The sequence below is a fragment of the Geobacter grbiciae genome (assembly GCF_018531165.1).
Classification (GTDB): domain Bacteria; phylum Desulfobacterota; class Desulfuromonadia; order Geobacterales; family Geobacteraceae; genus Geobacter; species Geobacter metallireducens.
Window position 1 is genome coordinate 47,410 of sequence record NZ_JAHDIW010000003.1, and the last position, 22,764, is coordinate 70,173.

General features: G+C 62.8%; 15 protein-coding genes. 7 read left to right on the top strand and 8 right to left on the bottom strand.

Features of this window, described 5'->3' with window-relative positions; translation table 11 throughout:
* Positions 1 to 119 precede the first annotated feature (119 nt).
* The gene (locus tag KJB29_RS05625) at positions 120 to 3,101 is read left to right on the top strand and encodes a tetratricopeptide repeat protein (protein ID WP_215734022.1); all 2,982 of its coding nucleotides are present in this window, start codon (positions 120 to 122) and stop codon (positions 3,099 to 3,101) included.
* Position 3,102: 1 nt separating this feature from the next.
* The gene (locus tag KJB29_RS05630) at positions 3,103 to 3,810 is read left to right on the top strand and encodes a LysM peptidoglycan-binding domain-containing protein (RefSeq protein WP_215733756.1); all 708 of its coding nucleotides are present in this window, start codon (positions 3,103 to 3,105) and stop codon (positions 3,808 to 3,810) included.
* A gap of 163 nt (positions 3,811 to 3,973) precedes the next feature.
* Here KJB29_RS05630 and KJB29_RS05635 read toward each other — a convergent pair whose 3' ends face one another.
* Positions 3,974 to 5,674, bottom strand: a complete 1,701-nt coding sequence (locus KJB29_RS05635) for a LysM peptidoglycan-binding domain-containing protein (protein WP_215733757.1) — start codon at positions 5,672 to 5,674, stop codon at positions 3,974 to 3,976.
* A 30-nt stretch (positions 5,675 to 5,704) separates the two neighbouring features.
* The gene (locus tag KJB29_RS05640; RefSeq protein ID WP_215733758.1) at positions 5,705 to 7,090 is read right to left on the bottom strand and encodes a hypothetical protein; all 1,386 of its coding nucleotides are present in this window, start codon (positions 7,088 to 7,090) and stop codon (positions 5,705 to 5,707) included.
* 204 nt (positions 7,091 to 7,294) lie between these two features.
* Here KJB29_RS05640 and KJB29_RS05645 point away from each other — a divergent pair, with 204 nt between their 5' ends.
* On the top strand, positions 7,295 to 10,522 hold the full coding sequence (locus KJB29_RS05645; protein ID WP_215733759.1) for a UvrD-helicase domain-containing protein: 3,228 nt from the start codon (positions 7,295 to 7,297) through the stop codon (positions 10,520 to 10,522).
* 11 nt (positions 10,523 to 10,533) lie between these two features.
* Here the strand turns inward: KJB29_RS05645 and KJB29_RS05650 are convergent, their stop codons facing one another.
* The 5 genes from KJB29_RS05650 to KJB29_RS05670 all read right to left on the bottom strand — a co-directional run bounded on the left by KJB29_RS05650 (position 10,534) and on the right by KJB29_RS05670 (position 15,831).
* The gene (locus tag KJB29_RS05650) at positions 10,534 to 11,199 is read right to left on the bottom strand and encodes a nitrite/sulfite reductase domain-containing protein (RefSeq protein WP_215733760.1); all 666 of its coding nucleotides are present in this window, start codon (positions 11,197 to 11,199) and stop codon (positions 10,534 to 10,536) included.
* Positions 11,200 to 11,280: 81 nt separating this feature from the next.
* The gene (locus tag KJB29_RS05655; protein ID WP_215733761.1) at positions 11,281 to 12,531 is read right to left on the bottom strand and encodes a spinster family MFS transporter; all 1,251 of its coding nucleotides are present in this window, start codon (positions 12,529 to 12,531) and stop codon (positions 11,281 to 11,283) included.
* A gap of 10 nt (positions 12,532 to 12,541) precedes the next feature.
* Positions 12,542 to 13,243: a response regulator gene (locus tag KJB29_RS05660; RefSeq protein WP_215733762.1), complete on the bottom strand. Its 702-nt coding sequence runs from the start codon at positions 13,241 to 13,243 to the stop codon at positions 12,542 to 12,544.
* 16 nt (positions 13,244 to 13,259) lie between these two features.
* Positions 13,260 to 15,257 (bottom strand): excinuclease ABC subunit UvrB, encoded by a 1,998-nt coding sequence (uvrB, locus tag KJB29_RS05665; RefSeq protein WP_215733763.1) that lies wholly within the window; start codon positions 15,255 to 15,257, stop codon positions 13,260 to 13,262.
* Between the two features lie 121 nt (positions 15,258 to 15,378).
* The gene (locus KJB29_RS05670; protein WP_215733764.1) at positions 15,379 to 15,831 is read right to left on the bottom strand and encodes a response regulator; all 453 of its coding nucleotides are present in this window, start codon (positions 15,829 to 15,831) and stop codon (positions 15,379 to 15,381) included.
* A gap of 261 nt (positions 15,832 to 16,092) precedes the next feature.
* Between KJB29_RS05670 and KJB29_RS05675 the strand changes: the two genes are divergently transcribed.
* Positions 16,093 to 16,278, top strand: coding sequence for a twin-arginine translocase TatA/TatE family subunit (locus KJB29_RS05675; protein ID WP_004512655.1), 186 nt, complete (start codon positions 16,093 to 16,095; stop codon positions 16,276 to 16,278).
* Positions 16,279 to 16,363: 85 nt separating this feature from the next.
* On the opposite strand, the gene KJB29_RS05680 is transcribed toward KJB29_RS05675, so the two are convergent.
* A complete protein-coding gene (locus tag KJB29_RS05680; protein WP_215733765.1) occupies positions 16,364 to 18,295 on the bottom strand; it encodes a tetratricopeptide repeat protein in 1,932 nt (643 codons plus the stop codon).
* Positions 18,296 to 18,773: 478 nt separating this feature from the next.
* Here KJB29_RS05680 and KJB29_RS05685 point away from each other — a divergent pair, with 478 nt between their 5' ends.
* Genes KJB29_RS05685 through thiL form a run of 3 tightly spaced genes read left to right on the top strand, consistent with a single transcriptional unit; the run spans position 18,774 to position 22,683 of the window.
* Positions 18,774 to 19,226 carry an Hsp20/alpha crystallin family protein gene (locus KJB29_RS05685; protein WP_215733766.1) on the top strand — a complete coding sequence of 151 codons (453 nt, stop codon included), beginning with the start codon at positions 18,774 to 18,776 and terminating at the stop codon, positions 19,224 to 19,226.
* Positions 19,226 to 21,697: an endopeptidase La gene (gene lon / locus KJB29_RS05690; protein WP_215733767.1), complete on the top strand. Its 2,472-nt coding sequence runs from the start codon at positions 19,226 to 19,228 to the stop codon at positions 21,695 to 21,697. The genes KJB29_RS05685 and lon overlap by 1 nt, the downstream gene beginning before the upstream one ends.
* Positions 21,694 to 22,683, top strand: coding sequence for a thiamine-phosphate kinase (gene thiL, locus KJB29_RS05695; RefSeq protein WP_215733768.1), 990 nt, complete (start codon positions 21,694 to 21,696; stop codon positions 22,681 to 22,683). The genes lon and thiL overlap by 4 nt, the downstream gene beginning before the upstream one ends.
* The last annotated feature ends 81 nt before the right edge of the window (positions 22,684 to 22,764 follow it).

A 22,764-nucleotide genomic window follows, 5' to 3' on the forward strand; every position in this document is an offset into this window, starting at 1 on the left:
TACGGGGCCTCGCGCCGGCATTCATCGTTGACAAGCGGGTGTTATGATGCTATGTAACTGAATCTAATTACCTTAATTTCTTTGCCCTCACGAAGGGAAAGGTCAAGCCCGTGGATTTTATGAAATATTTCCGCACTGCCGCTTTCCGGTGCCTGACCGGATGTCTCATAATCGCGTCGCTCCTTTCCTCTCCCGTCTATGCTGTCAACTCCGACGATTCCCAGGTATTCATCGCAGGTTTCAACGCCTACCAGAAAAAGGACTACCAGACCGCCATCGAGCGGATGAAGACGGTCCTTGAGAAATACCCCGACACTCCCTTGCGCGACATGGCCATCTTCTGGCTTGCCCGGGCCAATTTCAAGGCGGGGTTTGAGCGGGACGCGGCACGGTACATGTCCCAGTTTATGAAGGAGTATCCCGACAGCCCTCTCAAGGGAACTGTCGAGGATGAGCTTCTTGGGCTTGTGGCGCGCTTCGACAAGGGGGAGCAGCTTCCCGTTGCGGCTAAGCGTCCGGCATCCGCGACGGTGGCCGCTGCTCCGGCGCCGGAACGGAAGGCGCTGGCAGAAAAGACTGCGGCGGCAAAGCAGGCCGCGGAGCAGGCTGTGCGCAGCGTATCCGAGGCCGAGCGCCTTGCTGCGGAGAAGGCGGCTGCGGAGAAGGTTGCGGCAGAGCGGGCCGCTGCGGAGAAGGCTGCGGCGGAACGGGTCGCTGCCGAGCGCCTTGCTGCGGAGAAGGCTGCCCGGGAGAAAGCGGAAGCCGAGCGCATGGCCCTGGCGAAGGCAACGGCCGAGAAGGCGGCCGCAGAGCGTGCGGCTGCGGAAAAGGCCGCAGCGGAACGGGCTGAGGCTGAGCGCCTGGCAGCGGAGAAGCTTGCGAAGGAGAAGGCTGAAGCTGAGCGTCTGGCCTCGGAGAAGGCCGCCAAGGAGAAGGCCGAGGCTGAGCGCTTGGCCCTGGAAAAGACGGTTGCGGAAAAAGCCGCTGCGGAAAAAGTCGCAGCCGAGAAAGCCGCTGCGGAGCGGGCTGCCGCAGAACGTCTGGCAGCGGAGAAGTTTGCGCGGGAAAAGGCGGAAGCCGAGCGTCTGGCTGCGGAAAAAACAGCCAGGGAGAAGGTCGAGGCTGAGCGCCTTGCCGCGTTGAAGACGGCTGACGAAAAGGCTGCTGCCGAGCGCGCTGCTGCGGAAACGCTCGCCGCTGGCCGGGCCGCTGCCGAGCGGATCGCCGCGGAGAAGGCTGCCAGGGAGAAGTCGGCGGCTGAGCAGGCGGCCCGGGAGAAGGCGGACGCCGAGAAGCGTGCTGCCGAACGCCTTGCCGCCGAAAAAGTGGCTGCAGAGAAGGCGGCTGCGGAGCTCCGGCTTGCCGAACAGAAGGCCCGGGAGAAGGCCGAGGCTGATCGTCTCGCAGCCGAGAAGGCCACAAGGGAACGGGCCGCAGCGGAAAAACTGACCGCGGAAAAGGCGGAGGCCAGCAAACGTGCGACTCTCAGGGAAAAGGCCATCGGCGAATACAAGTCGCTCATCGACCGTTTCCCGGGGACCAGAGCCGCGGCAACAGCGACGGCCAAGCTGAAGGACCTCGGCATTGTCTATCCGGTTCCCGGTACCGCTGCCGTGGCGTCGAAGCCGGCACCTTCCGAAAAGAACGCCCAGATCCTTTCTCTGGAAGTGGGGCAGTTTGCCGATGCGGACCTGACGGTTGCCCCGGTCTCCCAAAGCCTGGAGGTTGGCAAGCGGCACGACATTCCCTTTGAAGTGGTCAACAGGGGTAATGGCACCGACAGTTTCTATCTCGAATCGGGCTTTCCTGCCGAGTTCGGAGCCCAGTTCGCCGATGCAGCCAGGAAGGAAATTCCCGTCAACATGACGCCGCCCATCGCTCCCGGGGAACGTTTCAACGGTGTGGTCTCCGTTACCGTTCCGCGCGAGTACATCGATGGCCAGAAAATGATCTATCCCGTCAAGATTGCCTCGCGTATGGACAGGGATGCCACCCAGGCCCGGGATATCATGTTTGCCGCCTCGGCGCCGCTGCTCCGCGCCGTGGTCAAGACCGACAAGGGTCAGATTCTCCCCGGGGAGAAGGTCGCCTATCGGGTGACGCTCCTCAACATCGGTACCGCCACTGCCCAGGGGGTAAGCCTGCGGCTTAACTATCCGCCCCAGTACGAGCCGGTAAGTCCGGTGGGAACCGGCCTCAAGCAAGAGATGAAGGCGGCGCTGGTGCTTGACGCCATACGTCTCGCATCGGGAGAGAGCAGGGAATTCGATGTGGCCTTCCAGCTGAAGGATGAGGCAATCGCTCAACAAGAGCTCTTCCTGCGGGCTGACGTGGTCAATACTGAACTCCAGACCCGGGATTCCTTCATCTCGGCCTCTTCCTTCGTGAAGCCGGTGAGCGGCGTCGCCGTCAGGACCAACAGCGACAAGCTGGTCGTGATTCCCGGCCAGTCCATGGCCGTGCCCCTTATCGTTACCAACACCGGCAACGTGCGGGAGGATTTTCTCATCAAGCCGCAACTTCCTCCCAACGTCACCTATACCTTCTATCAGGATCTCAACCGCGACGGCATACGCCAGGCGAACGAGCCGATCATTAACCACGTTGGGCCGCTGGCGCCTAAGGAGGAGTCCTACGTGATCCTCGATCTCTCCACGCCGGCCGCCGAGAGCGACGGGACAGCCGCCACCGTTTCCATGGCCTTCGAGCCGGAAAGCGACAAGGCAAAGAGTGTCACCGCGAACCTGCGGTTGGTCTACGCCAGACCTGTGGTTGAACTGGCCATGAGTGGCAAGGGGGGAAGGCTCAAGCCGGGTGAGGTGTCCTCCTTCGAGCTTAATTTCACCAACCGGGGTTCGAGCATGGCCAAGGCTGTGGAACTCCAGAGCGTTCTCCCTGAAGACCTGGAACTGGTCGCATCGGATCCTTCTTTCGGTCGAGCGAAAAACGGCGATTACATCTGGAAGTTTGACGAACTGGGGGCTGGAGAGAAGCGGGTCATCAAGGTGACCTTCAGGGTCAAGGCGGGAACCGCGGTTGGCAGGAGCATCCAGGTGAAAAACGTCCTGAACTACCAGGATCAACTCGGGAACAGGTACTGATATGAACGGCACTCTCAGACTTGTCGCGTCGTCTCTCGTCCTCTCCCTTGCGTCGCTTTCCTCAGCCAGTGGCGCGGAGTATCTCCGTTACGCTCCGGAACCATCGGATGGCAAACCACTGGCGGGCCCCGAGGAGGGGGTTCTTGTCAAGCGCATCACCATCGAAAAGGGAGATACCCTGTATGGCCTGTCGCGGAAATACAGCGGCAAGGGAACCTACTTCTCTCAGATTCTGCTCTTTAACGAGATTGCGAACCCCAACCTGATCTATGCGGGCCATAAGCTCCTGGTTCCCCTGCCTCCCGGTCACGGCGAGGGAACTGCGGCGCCGGTACGCCGTGCCAAGTCTGCAGAGAAGCGGAAGGGTGCCAGAAAGCATCAGGCGGTGACCCCTGCGGTGCCGAAGGCTCCGAAGGAGGCAAAGCCGGTGGTCAAGGTGCCTGCGGCTACAACCCGTCCATCCTCGCCACCCAGGGCGTCCGAGGTGCCGGCGGCGTCAAAGGTCGTTTCTCCTCCTCCAGCCACGCGCAAGGGGGGAGAGAACGAGCAGACCCTCTTTGAGAAGGGAGTCAGCGCATACAAGTCGGGCCAGTACCAGCAATCGCTCGACGCGTTTGACCGGTTCCTGGCCCGTTATCCGGAATCTCCCCTTGCCCCCGATGCATCCCTCTATCGGGCCGATGCCCTCATGAAGATGGCGGGTCAGTAGGGATTAGTTCATCTGCAGTATCATCTCTTTTGCCGGTAGTCTGTTCATGCGGAAATCATACATTCCCGTGATGCCGCGCCCATTTCCTTTGATCGAAAAATTCCCACCCGATAGTCTGTGATCATCGCCCGTGCAACCATGGCGTTGCTTACCCCTGGGCCCTTTACTTCTTCTCAGTCGGAGCCCACCGCAGCAACTCGGCAAATACCGGGTCGGATGGCCGGGACGTGAGCAGGAGACGGCCGGCCGAAGATTCGCGGCGGGTAATCTTGAAGCCGGTGATCGCGATCCTGTACCGCCCGTAGTCCATTTCATGCCTTCCAAATGAGTTTGGGTAGTTGAGCTCAGTGAGCAGACGCCGCGTTACGTCGGTGAAATCCTCGTTCTCCTGGGGTTGGATGATGCCGTAACCCTGCACCTGGAGGAGCCTGAAGAGGGTGTAGTTGTAGGGATCGTTTCCTGAGCAATCGAGGATAAAGCGCTTTCCCCCCGCCTCGAAGTATCCTTCTACCCTGATGCTGAACCGGTTCTCCGAGTTCTCTCCCATGGCCCCGGAAACGATACGGTTGCGGTCCAGTTTCAGGGAAAGTGCGTTAAGAAGCGAAACCGCCATATCGCAAGGTGTGGAAGGAGGGATGGCCCGGAGGTCGTACCCCGGCTCGGCAACGGTGTCTCCCGGGCGGTCGCAGAACTGGGCCACCTGGTACCCTTTCCGATGGAGGTAATCGGTGAGGGGGGGAGGAAGGCAGGGGCCATGTTCGTCCAGAAAGACGAGGACGGTTTCGGGCCCCCCCCGGGTCGTCGGAAGCCTCACGATGCGGAAGTCTGCCCGGACGGAGAGGGTGGGATCAGCCCCCAGGTCGACGGCCACGTTCTCTTCTGCCCGGGCGAACTCGGCTGCTCGCACGAGGGTTGCGACGAGCGTCTTGAGGCTATCGTTGCCCCGGGTAACAATGTGGATGTCGGGGTACTTTTGAGCCAATTGAGTACGAAGCTGGGGTTGGAGGGTGCCCCGGAGGTCCACCAGAATCCGTCCTCCATCGGTAGCCAGGAGGAGCGGGTAATCGGCCGGGTCGAGAACCTTCCCGTTGACGGTCAACGGTTCGATTTGCCGCTGGCCGGGAACGAGGTTTTCCCACAGACGGATAAGTGCCGTGGAAAAGGAAAGGTCAGCCTTTGCTTCCGTGGCTGGTGCAGGCGGCACAGTTTCATTGCCCGATAGTGTGAGTGGCGGAGGCGGCGGAGGCGACGCCACCGTTCCCTTTGCTGTTTCATGCTGTGGGGACGCCACTGGCTCGGGGGGCGAGGTGACGACAGTGGAGGGAGCCGGCGCCGATGACGGAGCAGGCGGGATGATGAGGGGGCGGTGTCCTTCCGGTGCAGATGCGGGTTCAGGTGTGGATGCCGTGGGTGCGGGTGTAGCGGTCTTAGCCAGAGATGATGCCCGGCGGTGACGGGGAATGAGGATGGTCTGTCCCACCTCGAGGCGCGTCGTGCTCGGCAATTTGTTGATTCGTTGGATTTCCGGAATGAGCGCCTCGGCCTGGGCGTTGCTGAGGCCGAAATCGCGGATCAGGATCTTAAAGAGAAAGTCGCCGGGCCTGACGGAATAGCGGGTATAGTCACCAGTTGCTTCGGATGCTGGGGTGTCCGGTTTGGTATCTGCTTTCCGGGCACTATCCTTGCTGGGAGCGCGGACGGGTTGCCGCCGGCGTTGAGGGGAAGGCTTCGTCGTTTTTTCCAGGTCCTTCAGATCCAGTTCGAAGGAGGGGGAGGCAGCCTGGGCGGTTACAGCCTGCAGTGGTCCGAGAAGTCCCCAGAGGGTAAAGGCGGTGCAAAAATTCATGTAGGTGCGTGATGTCATGACAGAGTCCGTATCTTCGGTAAGGAGTGATCAGTTGAAGTGGACGACGAAGGCCCTGATGGCGCCTTTGGGAACCGTACGGTAGACAACGAGCCGGCCGCCTCCCTTCGCCGTTCCCTTCTCCACCCGGAATTTCCCCTGGGTCTCCGTGGAGTCTAGGGTGAACTCCCGCGAGGTGCTCATCTGGTTCAGGGCGCCGCGCAGGAAAGATTCGGGAATGCCGACACCGCTGCGGTCGATGGCCTGCACGGCCCGAATGACAGTGCCGTCGCGGTAGACCTTGAACTCGGTGCGGGCGCCCTTGTAACGCTCCCAGCCGGGGTGCGACTTTCCATAGTCCCGGTCGCGCCCCTCCCGCGGTATGAAGGAGGGAAGCTGGGCGAGTCCCCCCCCCGTGCCAACCGGGGGGTGAGGAGGCGTGGCAGCTTGAGGGGGGCGTTGCGGCTCTGGCTGTGCCGGGATTTTGACTGGTGTCACTGCCGGTGCGGTTGCCCCAGGCGATGAGGCTTGTGCGGCAGTCGGTGGCGCCGCCGGTGCGGGGGGCTGTGGTGTAGGGACAATTTTCTTAGGCGCTGGCGCTGCGGGACGTGCCGCCGGCCTGGGGGCCTGTTTGGGGGAGGGCGTTTCGGGAGTCAGCAGCATGATTGTTCCGACCGCAACGACAGCCAGAGCGGCAAGCCCGATCCAGAGTAGCTTTGTGAGTTTCGTCTCTTTCCTGCCAATGCGGGGGCGTGTTGCGGCAGATGACCTCGCACCGTCAGCCCCAGCGGTGAGGTGCACCGTATCCTCCATCTCCGCCAGGGGGACCGGTTCGGCAGTCTGTTCGATGACGGTCGTGAGCTTCTCGTCGAAGGGGCTCATAGATTGGGGCGGAACAGGTGATCCCTGCCGGCCGAAAGTGTCCACCACGGTATCCGTGGCCGGGATGGGTGGTTCCGTGATCGACGGCGCGGCATCGGTGGCTGGCGAAGCAGGTACGGGCTGTTCCGCGGGGGAAGGCGCAGGCGCCTGTTCTTCCGCCTCCACGGAAGGTGGGATCTCGACGGGGGGCAGTGGTGCGGGGAGTTCCGAGATGATGCCGATGATGGCAGCGGTCAGTTCCCCGTCGGTGCGGGCAATGTCGAGGCATGCGTCCAGGGGGCCCTGGTCCGGCGGCTGTTGTGCCATTTCTCCGAAAAGTACCACCCGGGGCCTTGCCCCTTCCACCTGACCGATGAGGTGCCGGGCGATGATTTCCCCGGAGAGCCCCGAGAGGTGGTTCTGGACGAAGAGGATGTCCGGGGCCTCGTCGGCAATGTCCTGACTCCCCTGGCGGAGGGAGCGGGAGATCCTGAAGTGTATCTGGGGGGAATCGCTCACAAAGTCGAAGAGCTTTTCGAGCCGGTCCTGGTCCGCTATGAGAAGGATTTTTACCACATGCACCCCGTGCGCCGAAAAAATAATCGTATTCTATGTGACGGTCTGGAGAGAATCAAGAGCGAATGGATCATGGTATGCAAAATGGTTGCCGTCCAGCCAGGGGGGTGACGTTGGGGCCGGATTTCACGGAAAAGGAGTGGACGGCCTCCGACGACTCGGTGTACCTTTGACAGTCGAAAAACGCAGAAGGAGAAGAGATCCATGGAGTACGTTGCTGATCTTCACGTCCATTCTCCCTTTTCGCGGGCCACGAGCCGGGAGTGTGATCCGGCCGGCCTTGCCGCCTGGGCCCGGGTGAAAGGGATTCAGGTTCTGGGGACCGGCGACTTCACCCATCCCGGCTGGTTCCGTCTCCTGCGGGAGACCCTCATGCCGGCGGAGCCAGGGTTCTTCCGGCTGCGGGAGGAAACGGTGCCCTCTCCCCTGCCGGGGCTCTCCCCCTCATCGACGCCGGTCCGCTTCGTCCTTTCTGCGGAGATCAGCTGCATCTACAAGCGCCACGGTGTGGTCCGCAAGGTCCACAACCTCGTCTACGTTCCGGATTTCGCCTCGGCGGAGCGCCTTGCCGCGCGGCTTGCGGGCATCGGCAACATCGAGTCGGACGGCCGCCCGATCCTCGGCCTCGACTCCCGGGATCTCCTGGAAATCGTTCTTGAGGAGGCACCCGAGGGGTTCCTCGTTCCGGCCCACATCTGGACCCCGTGGTTTTCCCTCTTCGGTTCCCGGTCCGGCTTCGACACGGTGGAGGAGTGCTTCGGTGACCTCTCCCCCCACGTCTTCGCCTTGGAGACCGGCCTCTCCTCCGATCCTGACATGAACCGGATGATATCGGCCCTGGACCGTTTCACCCTCATCTCCAATTCCGACTGCCACTCCCCCTCCCGGCTCGGCCGGGAGGCGAATCTCTTCGCCACTGGCTTCGATTTTTTCTCGCTCCGCGACGCCCTGAAGTCGAATCACCGCGATACCTTCCGGGGGACCGTTGAGTTTTTCCCCGAGGAGGGGAAGTACCACCTGGACGGCCACCGGGCCTGCTCGGTCTGCCTTGAGCCGGAGGAGACCCGGCGCCTCGACGGCCGCTGCCCCGCCTGCGGCCGCCCTCTCACCGTGGGGGTCCTCCACCGGGTGATGGAACTGGCCGACCGGGAGCACCCCCTGTTTCCTCCTGATGCACCGGAGTTTTTCAGTCTCGTGCCCCTCCCCGAGGTGCTGGGGGAGATCCTTGGCGTCGGCCCGGGCTCCAAGGAGGTGTTGCGCCAGTACGGACGCCTTGTGGCCCGCTTCGGCTCGGAGTTTGGACTCCTGCTCCACACGCCTCCGGAGGAGATTCGGGAGGTGGCACCCCTGGTGGCCGAGGCGGTGACCCGCATCCGGTCAGGGCGGGTCATCCGGCACGGGGGGTACGATGGAGAGTTCGGGACGATCCGGGTCTTCGAGGAGGGGGAAGTGGCGCGCCTCTCGGGCCAGGCCGGCCTCTTCGCCGACGATCCCCCCCGACGGAGCCGTCGGAAAGAACCGCCGCAGCCTCTCGCCCCGCCCGTTCGCAAGGACGTAACGGCAAGCGATTCCCCACCCGGAGGGCCGAACCCGGAGCAGGCCGAGGCGATCGGCTGTGCCGACCGGCAGGTGCTGGTGGCGGCCGGACCGGGCACCGGCAAGACCTACACCCTCGTAGCGCGCATCGCTGCCCTCCTGGCGCGACCGGAGACGGTGCCGGAGCACGTTTGTGCTATCACCTTCACCAACCGGGCCGCCAGGGAGGTGCGGGAGCGGCTTGTGGCTACGGCCGGCGGAGCAGGGGAGCGGGTCTTTGTGGGGACGTTTCACCGGTTCTGCCTTGACTGGCTCCGGCAGGAGGCGTCGGGGCTCGCCGTGGTGGGGGAGGAGAGCCGGGAGCGGCTCCTGAAGCGCCTCTTTCCCGATCTTGGGAAAAAGGAACGGGGTACCGTGGCCGACGGCATCGCAGACCATCTTCACCGCTCGGGTCTCGACGGGGCGTCTGAGCCGCTGCGGCGGTACCTGGAGGAGCTTGCGGGACGCGGGGCCGTGGACCTGGATGCCGTGGTCCCCCTCGTTGTGCGGCGCCTCGGGGAGGACGACTGTTTTCGGCAAAGGGTCTGTGGCAGTGTCGAGCATCTCTTCGTGGACGAGTTCCAGGACCTGAACGCCCCCCAGTACGCCCTGGTGGAGATCCTGGCCCGGGAGGCGACGGTCTTTGCCATCGGCGACCCGGACCAGGCCATCTATGGCTTTCGGGGGAGCGACCCCGCCTTTTTCTTCCGCTTCGCCGACTATTCCGGCACCCGGCGGCTTTCCCTCTCCCGCAACTACCGTTCGGCTTCGCCGGTGGTGGAGGGGGCTTCGGCGGTCATTGCCCGAAATACCCTGCGGAGCGGCCTCGCCCTTGTGGCCGGGGCACCGCACCAGGGGATGATCGAGCTTTGCCGGGCCCCCACGCCGGCAGCGGAGGCGGAGTTCATCGTGCGGCGCATCGAGGAGTTCATGGGTGGGGTCAGCAACTTCTCCCGGATTTCGGGGCGGGGGGGCGACCAGGGGAGGGGGCGAAGCTTCGGGGAGATGACGGTTCTCTACCGGCTTTCCCGGCAGGCCGAGGAGCTGGCCGGGGCGCTGGAGCGGCGGGGCATCCCCTTTCAGCTCGTTGGCTCGGTCCCCTACTTTCTGGGACCGGCGGTGCGGGCCGTTACCCGGTTCATTCAGGCAGCCGCCGGAAGCGATGACATCGGCGAGTGGCTGGCCCTCCTGGGGGGGCTGCGGGGAATCGGCGAGGAGAGCCTGACCCGGCTTGAGGAGGCGCTTCCCCTGACCGGCGATTTCCTTTCCCTGACGGCCGCGGTGGGCCTCCCTTCCGTGGCTGCGCGTCAGGTGGCGGAACTGGCCGCCGCCCTGGGGCGGTTCCGGGACGTGATGTCCCGGGAAGGAATCGCGCCGGCCATTGGTCCTGTTTTTCCCTTTCTGGAGGTGGATGCCGGCCATCCCGATGTCTGCCGCCTCGTGGCCCTTGCGGGGAGTTTCGGACGCAATCTTGCGGCCTTTGCCCGCCATCTGCGGGACTATGCTTCCGAGACCCTCTACGACGAGCGCGCTGAGGGGGTTCCCCTCATGACGCTCCATGCCGCCAAGGGGCTTGAGTTCCCGGTGGTCTTCCTGGCCGGGTGCGAGGAGGGGCTTCTCCCCTGCACCCTCTGGCGCGATGCCGATCTGGAGGAGGAACGGAGGCTCTTCTACGTGGGGATGACGCGGGCCAAGGAGGCACTCATCCTGACCGCCTCCCGGGAGCGTCCCTGGTGCGGCCCGGGGGAGCGCCCCCTTTCCCGGTTCGTGGAGGAGATTCCGGCGCGGCTTGTCAGCCGCGCCGACCGGGATACCGTGCGCACGGGGAAGAAGGGGGAGCAGCTGGAGCTGTTCTGAGGGGCCTTCCGTCAGGTGCCGAGAATTGCCTGCCGGAACGCCTCGATCCCCATCTGCTCCACGATCCGTCCCAGCCGCTGCTCGCTGCCGGAGCCTTTGTAGTAGGCGACGATCCGTGCAACAACAGCCAGAACCTCGTCATCGTCAGGAGCGGTATCGGTGAATACCTCCCCGATGCGGGGCCGGGCGCCGGCGTTTCCCCCCACGTAGATCCGCCACCCTTTCGGCGTCCCCACCACCCCGATGTCCTTCAGCAGCGTTTCGGCGCAGTTGACCATGCACCCCGAAATCCCCATCTTCATCTTGTTGGGAAGCTTCATGGCGTGGTAGATGGTGTCGATCTTGAGGCCGAGGGCCACTGAATCCTGCACCCCCCGCTTGCACCAGGTGGTGCCAGGGCAGATCTTGACGCTCCGGACGCAGAGGCCGATGGCCGCACCCGGTTGCTGATCCAGGTCGCTCCAGATAGCGTCCAGGTCCTCTTCCTTCACCCCCATGAGAGCGATGCGCTGGGCCGACGTGAGTTTCAGTTCCTTGACGCCGTAGCGGTCGGCCACGTCGCAGATCTTGCGGAGGGTGGCGGTATCGGTGATGCCGCCGGGGATGTGGGGGGCGATGGCGTAGGTTTCCCGGTCCCGCTGGACGATTGCCCCCTTTTCGAGGATGTCCTTTTTCATTGACTGACTCCTGGATTGGAAAATAACCCTTTCATTAGCATAGTTCAGGGGGGAACGGAAGGGGATTGGCGATGCCAGAGGCTACTCGGCCTTTGCCATGTCCCCTTCGATGCTGCGGCAGCAAACGAAGGCGAAGAGGGCCGCAACGAGGATGGCGACAGGGGTGGAGAGGAGGGCAGTGCGGAGTCCCCAGATGTCCGAGAGCCGGCCGAGGATGGTGGGGGAGATTGCGTCCCCCAGGGCATGGATGAAGAAGATGTTCACGGCGAAGGCCATGGCGCGGACGGCCGGGCGGGTGACGTTGACGATGACGGTGTTGAGGGGGCCGGTGTTGAGGAAGAGGAAGAACTCTGCCAGGAACATCCCCCCCAGGCAGTGGTTGAGGGAAGGGGCCAGGATGGCGTAGGCCGCCGCCGGCGTCCCCAAGAGGAACCCCCAGCCCGAGACCAGGAGATACCCCTTGGGGGTGCGGCGCTGGAGACGGTCGCCGAGCCATCCGCCGGTGAGGGTGCCGCAGATGCCGGTCACCACGGTGAGCCCACCGAACAGGGTGTTACCGGTAGCCACGCTGAGGCCGTGCTCCCGGTAGAGGAAGGTGGGTATCCACTGGGCGAGCCCCCCCAGGGCGAAGGTCATGGCTGCCATGGCCAGGGTGTTGGCGATGAAGGAGCGGTTCCGGAACAGGGCGCGGTAGCCGCCGTTGTCAGGGGTGTCGTTCTGCTCCAGTGCTGCATCGGCGCTGCGGGGCGGTTCCCGCATGAGCCAGACCGGGAGGACGAGGAGAAGCCCCGGCAGGCCCACCATCATGAACGCGGCATGCCATCCCCAGTGCTGGCCGATGACCCCTCCCAGGAGATAGCCGAGGGCGCTCCCGACGGGAATCGCCAGGTAGAAGTAGGAGAGGATGCGCCCCCGACGCTCCCGGTCGAAAAATTCGGCCAGGAGACCGGGGGAGACGGTGCCGAAGCTCGCTTCACCGACCCCGACCGTGGTGCGGGCGGTCAACAGTGCCGGATAGGTGGGGGCAAGGCCCGCGGCGGCGGTGGCGACGCTCCAGATTCCCAGGCCCGCCGCGGCGAGCCTGGTCCGGCTCCAGCGGTCGCCGAGCCACCCGAAGAGGGGAGCCGATACCATGTAGGTGACCATGAAGCCGCTTCCCAGAAGCCCCAGGGCCGTGTCGGAGAGGCTGAAATCGTGCTGGATGAGGGGAAAGACGGCATAGAGGACCTGGCGGTCGATGTAGTTGAGAAGGTTGACCCCCAGAAGGAGGGCCAGGACGTAGCGTGCGTAGGGAGAGCTTTTCGAGGGGGGCGACGGAGCGTTGATATGCATGGGCTGATCCCTAACGAGGAACGTAAGCGGCTATGTACCGTTTCACCTGGTCGGCGGCCTCGGCGGCGATGCCGACGAACTCGACCCCGAACCCTTCGGGGAGGCCCGACTTGATCCGGCGGTGTCCCTGGTTGACCCACGCTACCCGGGCGTCGGTCTCGATGAGATCGCTCCCCGGGAGAAAGAAACCGAGCCGGATCCGGTCCTCCATTTTCACGTCGCACCGCGCACCCACATAGACGCCGCTGAAGCTGATGTCCTCGATGGAGCCGTGGAAGCTTTCGTTCCCCCTGCGGAAGACGGCCAGGGACCCGCACCGGATCCGATGGTGGCGACGCTCCACCTCGGGGACGAATCGCCGCCCCGCTTCGAGGAACTCCCGCCGGTCGATGGGCTTCGCGATGATCCCGTCGCACCCCGCTGCAAGGCACCGCTCCCGGTCCTTCTCCTTCCCCTCCGGCACCATCATCAGAACGGGAATGGTGCGCAGTTCCCGGTCCCCCTTGAGGATGGTACAGCAGGCGACGCCGTCCATCTCCGGCATCCGGCAGTCGAGGTAGATCAGGTCGGGCCGCTGCTCCCGGGCGATTCTCAGGGCCTCCTCTCCCCCCGAGGCGGAGAGGACGGCGATCGGGGAGCCCTTGAGAAAGTCCCGCTGCACGGAGAGAAAAAAGCGTTCATCGTCGACGAGCAGTACTGATGGTGGTTTCATGACGTTCTCCGGCATTTCAGGGGTGGAGCTGAAGGTGCCGCTCCTCCAGGTTCTTTATCCGGTCACGGAGTTCGGCTGCCTTCTCGAATTCCAGGTTCTTGGCAGAGGCAAGCATCTCCTTACGGAGGCGCTTCACCAGCTTAGGAATCTCATCGGCAGGAACGTACTCTTCTTGAGGCTCGGCCGCAAGGGGAATGGTGTAGTAGTCCCGCTCCTCGATGGATTCGAGTATGGTGCGGAGCCCCTTTTTCACCGTCCGGGGGATGATGTTGTGCTCGGTGTTGAAAGCCTCCTGGATCGTCCGGCGCCGTGCGGTCTCGTCGATGCATGCCTGCATGGAGCCGGTTACCGCGTCGGCGTACATGATGACCCGGCCATTGACGTTGCGGGCGGCTCGGCCACAGGTCTGGATCAGGGACCGGGCCGAGCGGAGGAATCCCTCCTTGTCGGCATCGAGGATCGCCACCAGCGAAACCTCGGGGATGTCGAGCCCCTCCCGCAGGAGGTTGATCCCCACGAGCACGTCGAACTCGCCGAGGCGCAGGTCCCGGATGATCTGCATCCGCTGGATGGTGTCGATGTCCGAGTGGAGATACCGCACCCGCACCCCCAGATCCCGGTAGTAGTCGGTCAGTTCCTCGGCCATCCGCTTGGTGAGGGTGGTGACCAGCACCCGCTCGCCCCGGGCCACGGTCTCCCTGACTTCGTGGAGGAGGTCGTCCACCTGGCCTGTGGCAGGCCTCACCTCAATGACCGGGTCCAGGAGGCCGGTGGGGCGGATCACCTGTTCCACCACCACGCCGCCGGCCTGCTGCAATTCGTAGTCGGCGGGGGTGGCGGAGACGTAGATCGTCTGGTTGAGCCGGGCAGTGAACTCCTGAAAGGTGAGGGGGCGGTTGTCCAGGGCCGAGGGAAGGCGAAACCCGTAATTCACCAGGGTCTCCTTGCGGCTTCGGTCCCCCCGGTACATCCCTCCCACCTGGGAGACGGTGATGTGGGACTCGTCCACGAAGAGGAGGAAGTCCTTCGGGAAATAATCGAGGAGTGTGTAGGGGGGCTCCCCCGGCGCCCGGCCGTCAAAGTGGCGGGAGTAGTTTTCGATTCCCTGGCAGAACCCCATCTCTTCCATCATTTCCAGGTCGAACATGGTGCGTTGCTCAAGCCGCTGGGCCTCCACGAGCATGTTCCGTTCCCGGAACCACTGGATTCTCTCCCGCAGGGCTACTCTGATTTCTTCGATTGCCCGCTCAAGGGTCTCCCGGGTGGCCACGTAGTGGGACGCAGGATAGACGGCGCATTTGGCAAGCCGCTGGTGCGCCACCCCCCGTAGGGGATCGATCTCGCTGATGGCCTCCACTGTGTCGCCGAAGAATTCGATCCGCAGCGCCTTCTCGTCCTCGTGGGCCGGAAAGATCTCCACGATGTCCCCACGCACCCGGAAGGTTCCCCGGTGGAAATCAATGTCGTTACGCTCGTACTGGATCTCCACGAGCTTGCGCAGCAGGGTGTCCCGCCCGTACTCCTCTCCCTCGTGAAAGAAAATATGCATTGCCTGATACTCGGCTGGGGAGCCGATGCCGTAGATGCACGACACCGAGGCCACGATGATCACGTCCTGCCGGGTCAGGAGGCTGCGGGTGGCCGCGTGGCGCAGCTTGTCGATCTCGTCGTTGATGGAGGAGTCCTTCTCGATGAAGGTGTCCGTGGTGGGGATGTAGGCTTCGGGCTGGTAGTAGTCGTAGTAGGAGACGAAGTACTCCACGGCGTTGTGGGGGAAGAGCTCCTTGAATTCACCGTAGAGCTGCGCAGCCAGGGTCTTGTTGGGGGCCAGGACCAGGGCGGGACGGTTGGTGGTGGCGATGACGTTCGCCATGGTGAAGGTCTTCCCCGAGCCGGTGACCCCCAGGAGAACCTGGTGCCGGTCGCCCCGGAGGATTCCCTCGCTGAGTTCCTCGATGGCCGTCGGTTGGTCTCCGCGGGGAGTATAGTCACTTACCAGGGTATAACGGTCCATGGGGGGATAGTACCATGGACGGGTTGCGTTTGCATCGGGGAAAAGGACGCACGGAATCCGGAGTTATGCGAATGTTTCGGAAGGAAGCGGTGGCGGAGTCACAGATTGCCGCGGCTTGCGACTACCTTGCGGCGTTGGAGAGTTTCGGGGTCAGGTTCATGGTGAGCCAGTAGGTGCCGATGAGGCGGAGCGCCTCACTCAGGTGGTTGAAATCGACCGGCTTGCGGATGTAGCTGTTGGCCCCCAGGGTATGGCACTCAAGGATGTCCTGCTCCTCGTTGGAGGAGGTGAAGACCACCACCGGAAGAAGCTTTGTCCGTTCGTCGCTTCTGATTCTGCGCAGGACTTCGAGCCCGTCCACCTTGGGGAGTTTCAGGTCAAGCAGGACCAGGCAGGGCATGGTGGCCGTGTCGCGTCCGCCGTGGGTGCCGGTGCCGAACAGAAAATCGAGGGCCTCAACCCCATCCCGTGCCACGGTTATTTCGGAGGCGATGTTGTGCTTGCGGAGTGCGCGAAGCGTCAGTACTTCGTCGTCGGGGTTGTCTTCAACAAGGAGAATGTGTCTGTTGGTCATGGAAGGCCCTTGCATCTAGCGTTGCCGACAAGTTAGACAAAATATACCATAGAGGGAAAGGATAGTTGAAGAGTATAAATAAAATGTGCTGCTGATTTTGAGATGTCGAGGTTAATTCTATCGGCAGTCAATCATAAAATACAGGAAAATATTGAAGAGGGCGAGGGAGACCGTTGGGTGCCGATGAAGGATCAGCTCTTGATTTTTAAGGACCCAGATGTAATACTTTTTCGTACCGTTCAGAGCAGAAGGAGGCCCAGTATGTTTGGAATCGGCATGCCCGAGCTGATAGTTATTCTCGTCATTGTCCTGGTGGTCTTCGGCGCCGGGAGGCTCCCCGAGATCGGTGGCGCCCTCGGCAAGAGCATCCGGAACTTCAAGAAGGCATCGGATGGAAAGGATGAAATCGAGATAAAGCCGGAGAAAAAGGACGACCCTTCGAAATAGGGCAAAGGGCCGGCAATGCCGGCCCTTCTTGTTATCAATAAGAGGATATTTCTGACGAATCGATCCGTGGTGAGCGGGCAGGCTCCTAGTGGCTCTTCTTGGCTTTTTTGGCCTTGCCGCCGGATTTAGTGGATGATTTCTTGGAAGTGGCCTTAGCGCCCTTCTTCGATGATTTCTTCTTCGACGCTCGGGATTTTTTTGCCTCTTTCGAAGCTTTTCCTTTGCGCCCTTTCTTGCTGTAGCGGGGTGGTTCGGGAGAAAGTTCTTCTTTGATGTTGCTCAGAAGGACGGCTGTTTCTTCCATCCCCGGGTCGGCTTTCTTGGCTGCTTCCAGAGCTCCTTTTGCTTCGGAGATCTTTCCCGTCTTCAGGTAGATCCGTCCCAGGGCATTGAGACTCTTGGCGTGATCCCCCTTCAGTTCCACCGCCTTTTTGTACTCTTGTTCGGCGGCATCGTAGTCCTTCTTGAATTCGTAGATGAGCCCAAGCTTGTAATGGCTGGCCGGATCATTGGGGGCGAGTTCCACTCCGTCCTTCAGAAGGGTGATCAATTCGTCGTATTTCTTGGACTTCACATAGAGCGCAGTGAGGATGTTGCGGGCTTCGGCGTCGTCTTTCTTGATGCGGAGGATTTCCTTGTATTGCTTCTCCGCCTCCTCGTTCTGGTTTCCCTTGCGGTAGAGGGCCGCCAGTTCGCGGCGGGCCTCCAGGTTGTCGGGAGCGATTTTGAGGGCGTCCTGGTAGGAGGCCATGGCTTCCTTGGGGTTCTTGGCCCCCAGCAGTGCCCGGGCGAGTTTCAGATGGAGGACCGGGTTGTTGTCCCCTTTCTTGAGAAGCTCGCGGTACTGTTCGATGGCCTGGGGGTAGCTGCCGCGAAGCGCATATATGTCTGCCAGGCGTCGGCGGGCGTCGCCGTTGTCGGGTGAACTGTGGATTGCCTGTTTGTACTCGACCACGGCCTCGTCGATGAGACCCTTCCGCTCATAGAGGACGCCGAGGTTGTAGTGGGTATCGCCGGTGCCGAGTTTGAGCCTGATCAACTCCTTGTAGGAGGTAATGGCCTCGTCATCGAACCCCGCTGCCGTCTGGGCGTCGGCGAGCCTCGTCAGGGCCTCTGGCCAGTCGGGTTTTTCCCTGAGTGCCGCCTTGAACTCTTCCGCGGCCTTTGCATACTCCTTGGCCTGCATGAGTTCGTCTCCCCTCCTGAGTCGTTCGTCGGAGAGGACACCGCGCTGCTTACCCGCCAGGAGTGACTGGTAGTCGGCTGCCTGACGGTCCCCCTTTTTCTCATAGGCCTCGGCGAGGAGGCTGCTGACCTCCTTGTTCCCGGGGCTGGCGATCTGGGCCTGTTTCAGTTCCTCGATTGCCCGGTCGGTCCGCCCTTCCGCCATGTAGAGGGATGCAAGGCCCACTCGTGCCTCTTCGTGGGAGGGGGAGAGGTTGAGGGCCTTGCGGTACTGCTTTTCGGCGTCGCTAACCTTCCCCATCTCACGGTAGAGGGCGGCAAGCTCGGTGGGGATTACCGGGTCGGCAGGGAGCCCCTTTGCCGCTTCAGCGTAATGGTAGAGGGCGAGGGAGTATATCTTGCGCTGGCCGAAGATCATGGCAAGGCCATGGTGGTAGTGTGGGTCGGGGTCGGAGGAGATGGCCCGGGTCAGTTCCACGACGGCGTCGTCGTGACTTCCTTGAGCCAGGAGGGCGAGGCCCAGGTTTCCCTGTGCCCGGGGAAAGGCCGGCTCAAGGTGGAGAGCCTCGCGGTAGTCCTTGATTGCCTCGTCATGGCGTCCCGCCCGCTCCGCGCGGAGGCCCCGGACGAAATAGCCCGCAGCCCCGTCGGCACAGGATTCGAGGATGACATCCTCGGTTTTCCTCATCATATCACCATCGGCCTGCACCGGGATGGTGGCTGCCAGGCGCTTTGCGTCGTCGCAACGGCTGTCGGCCCCCGCAGCAAGGGGGAGCGCGAGTGCAAGCTGAAAGAGGAGGGTCGGGACCAAGATCGTTCTGCTGTGTATCACGAAGTGTCCTCCTGAAATCGTTTCGAGTGTGTTTCGATGCCTGTCGGTTCACTCTGCATGACAGGTCTCTGTTGTGCGTGGGGTGCCCGGCGGCAGTCTCCTCGCAGTGGTCCCCTTGCTGATGGGACGTTCTGGTGTGGCGGCGGCGCGTAAGGGCCGGTTAGGCGGAGCAGGCGGCCGCCAGTGCGGCACGGTTTCCGGATGAAGGGAGTGGGAGTCGGTACGGGACAATGTCCGGCCAGCATATGCAATTCGGGGGATTATACACAGTGGGGTGGTAAAATTCAACGGATTAACCTCTTCCGAGGCTTCCCGGTGGGCAAGGGTGCGGTATTCCCGTCGGTTTTAGCCAGCGCGGATTGCCTTGACTTCGGACGCAAAGATGATTAGATGATTAAACTGATGCACTGGACCTGAATTCAATTCCAGAGAGCGCGGATTTCTCCGTCCAGGTCTTTCCGCACACAATGAGGGTGCTATGGCCGTTATTCCCAAGGAGCCGCTTGACTGGCTCTCCCTCCTGCATCTGCAGATTGACGAGGTCTTCGACTACATCGCCCGCACCGGCGGGGGGGAGCGTTGGGGTGAATGCGAGTATCTTCCGGCCATTGACATCTTCGAGACCCCGGACGAATTCACGGCGGAGTTTGAACTCCCCGGCTGCGACCGGGGCGACCTGTCACTCAAGCTATGCTCTAATACGCTGATTCTGGAAGGGGTCAAGCGTGACGATACCCGTGAAGGGGTGAGCTACCGTTGTCTGGAGCGGAGGTTTGGGCGCTTCTGTCGCGCCGTCGAGGTTCCGCTCACGGTGGATATCGCCGCCGTCAGGGCCTCTTTTCGGCAGGGGGTCCTCACGGTCACCTTTCCCCGTCTCGCGGATCGGGGGAAAATCATCCGCGAGATACCGATAGAACAAGGAGACGAGTAATGGAAGAAATTGAAGATAAAGAACCCCGGCAGGAGAACGAGGAACTGAAAATCCCCGATGTTTTGCCCCTGTTGCCGGTGCGGGATGTGGTGGTCTACCCGTACATGATCCTTCCCCTTTTCGTGGGACGCGAGATCTCCATCAACGCGGTGGACCAGGCTCTCTCCAGGGACCGGCTCATCTTTCTCGCCACCCAGAAGGAGATGGGAGACGAAGAACCGACCCCCGAGGGGATGTACACCGTCGGAACCGTGGCAATGATCATGCGGATGCTGAAGCTTCCCGACGGGCGGGTGAAGGTTCTCGTCCAGGGGCTCGCCAAGGGGCGGATCACCGAGTTCGTGGAGTCGAAGCCCGCCTATACGGTCCGGATCGAGCGGATCGTGGAGCCCTCGGTCCCCGAGGAGTCCCTGGAAACCGAGGCTCTCATGAGGGCTGTCAAGGAGCAGTTGACCCAGATCGTCTCCCTCGGCAAGGCCGTTTCTCCCGAAGTCCTCGTGATTGTGGAGAACATGCAGGAGCCGGGGAGCCTGGCTGACCTCATCGCCAGCAATATCGGCCTCAAAGTCGATGACGCCCAGGCCCTCCTGGAGATCATCGATCCGATCCAGCGGCTTCAGAAGGTGAACGAGCATCTCAACAAGGAACACGAACTCCTCGACATGCAGGTGAAGATCCAGTCGGCCGCCAAGGAGGAGATGGGGAAGAGCCAGCGGGAGTACTTCCTCCGGGAGCAACTGCGGGCCATCCAGCAGGAGCTGGGGGAGACCGATCCCCGTTCCGAGGAGCTGAACGAGCTCCGCAAGGCCATCGAGCAGGCCAAAATGCCGACGGTCGTGGAGAAGGAGGCCTTCAAGCAGTTGGGGCGCCTGGAGCAGATGCACCCCGACGCCGCCGAGGCGGGGATGCTCCGCACGTTCCTGGACTGGATGGTGGAGCTTCCCTGGGGCAAGGCGACCAAGGACGTCCTTGATATCAAGCGGGCCCGGCAGATACTCGACGAAGACCACTTCTACCTAGAGAAGATCAAGGAGCGGATTCTGGAGTTCCTGGCCGTGCGCAAGCTCCGCAAGAAGATGAAGGGGCCGATCCTCTGCTTCGTGGGTCCCCCCGGCGTGGGCAAGACCTCCCTCGGCAAGTCCATTGCCCGGGCCATGGGACGGAAGTTCGTCCGCATCTCCCTGGGAGGGGTGCGGGACGAGGCCGAGATCCGGGGGCACCGGCGCACCTATGTGGGGGCGCTCCCCGGTCGGATCATCCAGGGGCTCAAGCAGGCCGGCTCCAACAACCCCGTTTTCATGCTCGACGAACTGGACAAGCTGGGGGCCGACTTCCGGGGCGATCCCTCCTCGGCTCTGCTGGAGGTGCTGGACCCGGAGCAGAACCACATGTTCTCGGACCACTACATCAACCTCCCCTTCAACCTGTCCAACGTGATGTTCATCGCCACCGCCAACCAGATTGACACGGTCCCGGGGCCTCTTCGCGACCGGATGGAGGTGATCCAGCTCTCCGGGTACACGGAGGAGGAAAAACTGGAGATCGCCAAACGCTACCTCATCCCCCGGCAGATGAAAGAAAACGGCATCTCGGAGAAGGAGATCGTCATCAGCGACGAGGCGGTGCGCACCATCATCGCCAAGTACACCCGGGAGGCGGGACTGCGGAACCTGGAGCGGGAGATCGGCAGCGTCTGCCGCAAGGTGGCCCGCAAGGTGGCCGAGGGGGAGACGCGGCGTTTCCGGATCACCCCGGCAACGGTGGCGAAGTACCTCGGGCCGGCCCGGTTCATCCGGGAAGTGGAGATGGAGAACAACGAGGTTGGGACCGTCACCGGCCTTGCCTGGACCCCCGTGGGAGGCGAAGTCCTCTTCGTGGAGGCGACCACCATGAAGGGGAAGGGGGGGCTCACCCTCACCGGGCACCTGGGGGACGTCATGAAGGAGTCGGTCCAGGCGGCCCTCTCCTACATCCGTTCCAAGGCCAAGGAGTTCCATCTTGCCGATGACTTCCTCTCCGGCCTGGATATCCACGTCCATGTGCCGGCGGGGGCCATACCCAAGGATGGTCCCTCGGCCGGCGTCACCATGACCACGGCCCTCGTCTCGGCCCTGACGCGGGTTCCGGTCCGCAAGGACGTGGCCATGACCGGCGAGATCACCCTGCGGGGGAAGGTTCTTCCCATCGGTGGTCTTAAGGAGAAGATGCTCGCCGCCATCCGGGCCGGCATCAAGACCATCGTCATCCCCGAGCAGAACGAGAAGGACCTGGAGGAAATCCCCAAGCATATCCTCAAGAAGGTGACGGTCGTTTCCGCCAAGGTCATTGACGACGTTCTCGCGGTGGCTCTGGAAACCTTCCCGCCACCCCCTCCCGCCAGCGAGGGGAAGCCGGCAGCCACGGTGAAGGTGCCGCCGCGGCGGGGGATTGCCGCTCCCCGCAAAGGAGCCATGGCCGGGGCAAAGAGTTGAGACTTAGGGAGATAGGGGAATTCGGCCTCATCGGACGCATATCTTCCCGGGTCGCCGACGGTGCCGGGGTGCGGATCGGCATCGGTGACGACGCTGCCGCCACGGAGCCCACGCCGGGGCGGTGGCTCCTCGTTACCTCCGACATGCTTCTGGAGGGAATCCACTTCGACCTTGCCTTCACCGACCCCTACCGCCTCGGAAGAAAATCCCTGGCGGTGAACCTCTCGGACGTGGCCGCCATGGGGGGGGAGCCCCGCCATTTCCTTCTTTCCCTTGCCGTCCCTACCGGCGTGACTGTGGAGTTCCTTGACCGGTTCACCGAGGGAATGCTCGATCTGGCCCGCGAACACGGCGTTACTCTCATCGGCGGCGATACCTGCCGCTCGTCAAATGGCCTCGTGATATCGGTTACCCTCCACGGCGAGCAGGTTCCGGAACTGGTTGTCCGCCGTGGCGGCGCCCGCCCCGGCGACCATGTTTTCGTGACGGGCACCGTTGGCGATTCGGCCCTGGGGCTCGAACTCCTGAGACGGGGTGAGCGCCGGGGATGGGCCGTGGACCGCCACCTGGACCCCACCCCCCGGGTCCGGGCCGGCCTAGCCCTTGCTGGGGCAAGGCTTCCCAGCGCGATGATCGACGTGAGCGACGGCCTTGTCGCCGATCTGGGACACATCCTCGATCTTTCCGGCGTTGGTGCCTGTCTTAAGCTCGACCGTCTTCCCCTCTCTCCCTCTTTTCGCGAACTCGCTCCCCAGATGACCCCGAATCCCTCCCTTCTCTCCCTGACCGGCGGCGAGGATTACGAACTCCTGTTTACGGTTCCGGCCGATCGGAGCGAGGAAGTGGCCCCTCTCCTGGTGGAAACCGGTTGTGCCGCCACCCTCATCGGTGAAATAACCGACGGTAGAGGCCTTGCGGTGGTGGGACCCGATGGCCGCGAGATACCCGTTACCTGCGGTGGCTACAATCATTTTGCCGTAGCGTGACGCCCGGGGGGGATTCTTTCGCTTCCCGGAACGGTTCTTGCTGCCAACAACCGACATCTCCCGTGACAATGCAGGGCATGA

Bases quoted from the DNA above. Each gene is read 5' to 3' on its own strand.
- KJB29_RS05625 (WP_215734022.1), top strand. From the start codon at position 120: ATGAAATATTTCCGCACTGCCGCTTTCCGGTGCCTGACCGGATGTCTC.
- KJB29_RS05630 (WP_215733756.1), top strand. From the start codon at position 3,103: ATGAACGGCACTCTCAGACTTGTCGCGTCGTCTCTCGTCCTCTCCCTT.
- KJB29_RS05635 (WP_215733757.1), bottom strand. From the start codon at position 5,674: ATGACATCACGCACCTACATGAATTTTTGCACCGCCTTTACCCTCTGG.
- KJB29_RS05645 (WP_215733759.1), top strand. From the start codon at position 7,295: ATGGAGTACGTTGCTGATCTTCACGTCCATTCTCCCTTTTCGCGGGCC.
- KJB29_RS05650 (WP_215733760.1), bottom strand. From the start codon at position 11,199: ATGAAAAAGGACATCCTCGAAAAGGGGGCAATCGTCCAGCGGGACCGG.
- KJB29_RS05655 (WP_215733761.1), bottom strand. From the start codon at position 12,531: ATGCATATCAACGCTCCGTCGCCCCCCTCGAAAAGCTCTCCCTACGCA.
- KJB29_RS05660 (WP_215733762.1), bottom strand. From the start codon at position 13,243: ATGAAACCACCATCAGTACTGCTCGTCGACGATGAACGCTTTTTTCTC.
- uvrB (WP_215733763.1), bottom strand. From the start codon at position 15,257: ATGGACCGTTATACCCTGGTAAGTGACTATACTCCCCGCGGAGACCAA.
- KJB29_RS05670 (WP_215733764.1), bottom strand. From the start codon at position 15,831: ATGACCAACAGACACATTCTCCTTGTTGAAGACAACCCCGACGACGAA.
- KJB29_RS05675 (WP_004512655.1), top strand. From the start codon at position 16,093: ATGTTTGGAATCGGCATGCCCGAGCTGATAGTTATTCTCGTCATTGTC.
- KJB29_RS05685 (WP_215733766.1), top strand. From the start codon at position 18,774: ATGGCCGTTATTCCCAAGGAGCCGCTTGACTGGCTCTCCCTCCTGCAT.
- lon (WP_215733767.1), top strand. From the start codon at position 19,226: ATGGAAGAAATTGAAGATAAAGAACCCCGGCAGGAGAACGAGGAACTG.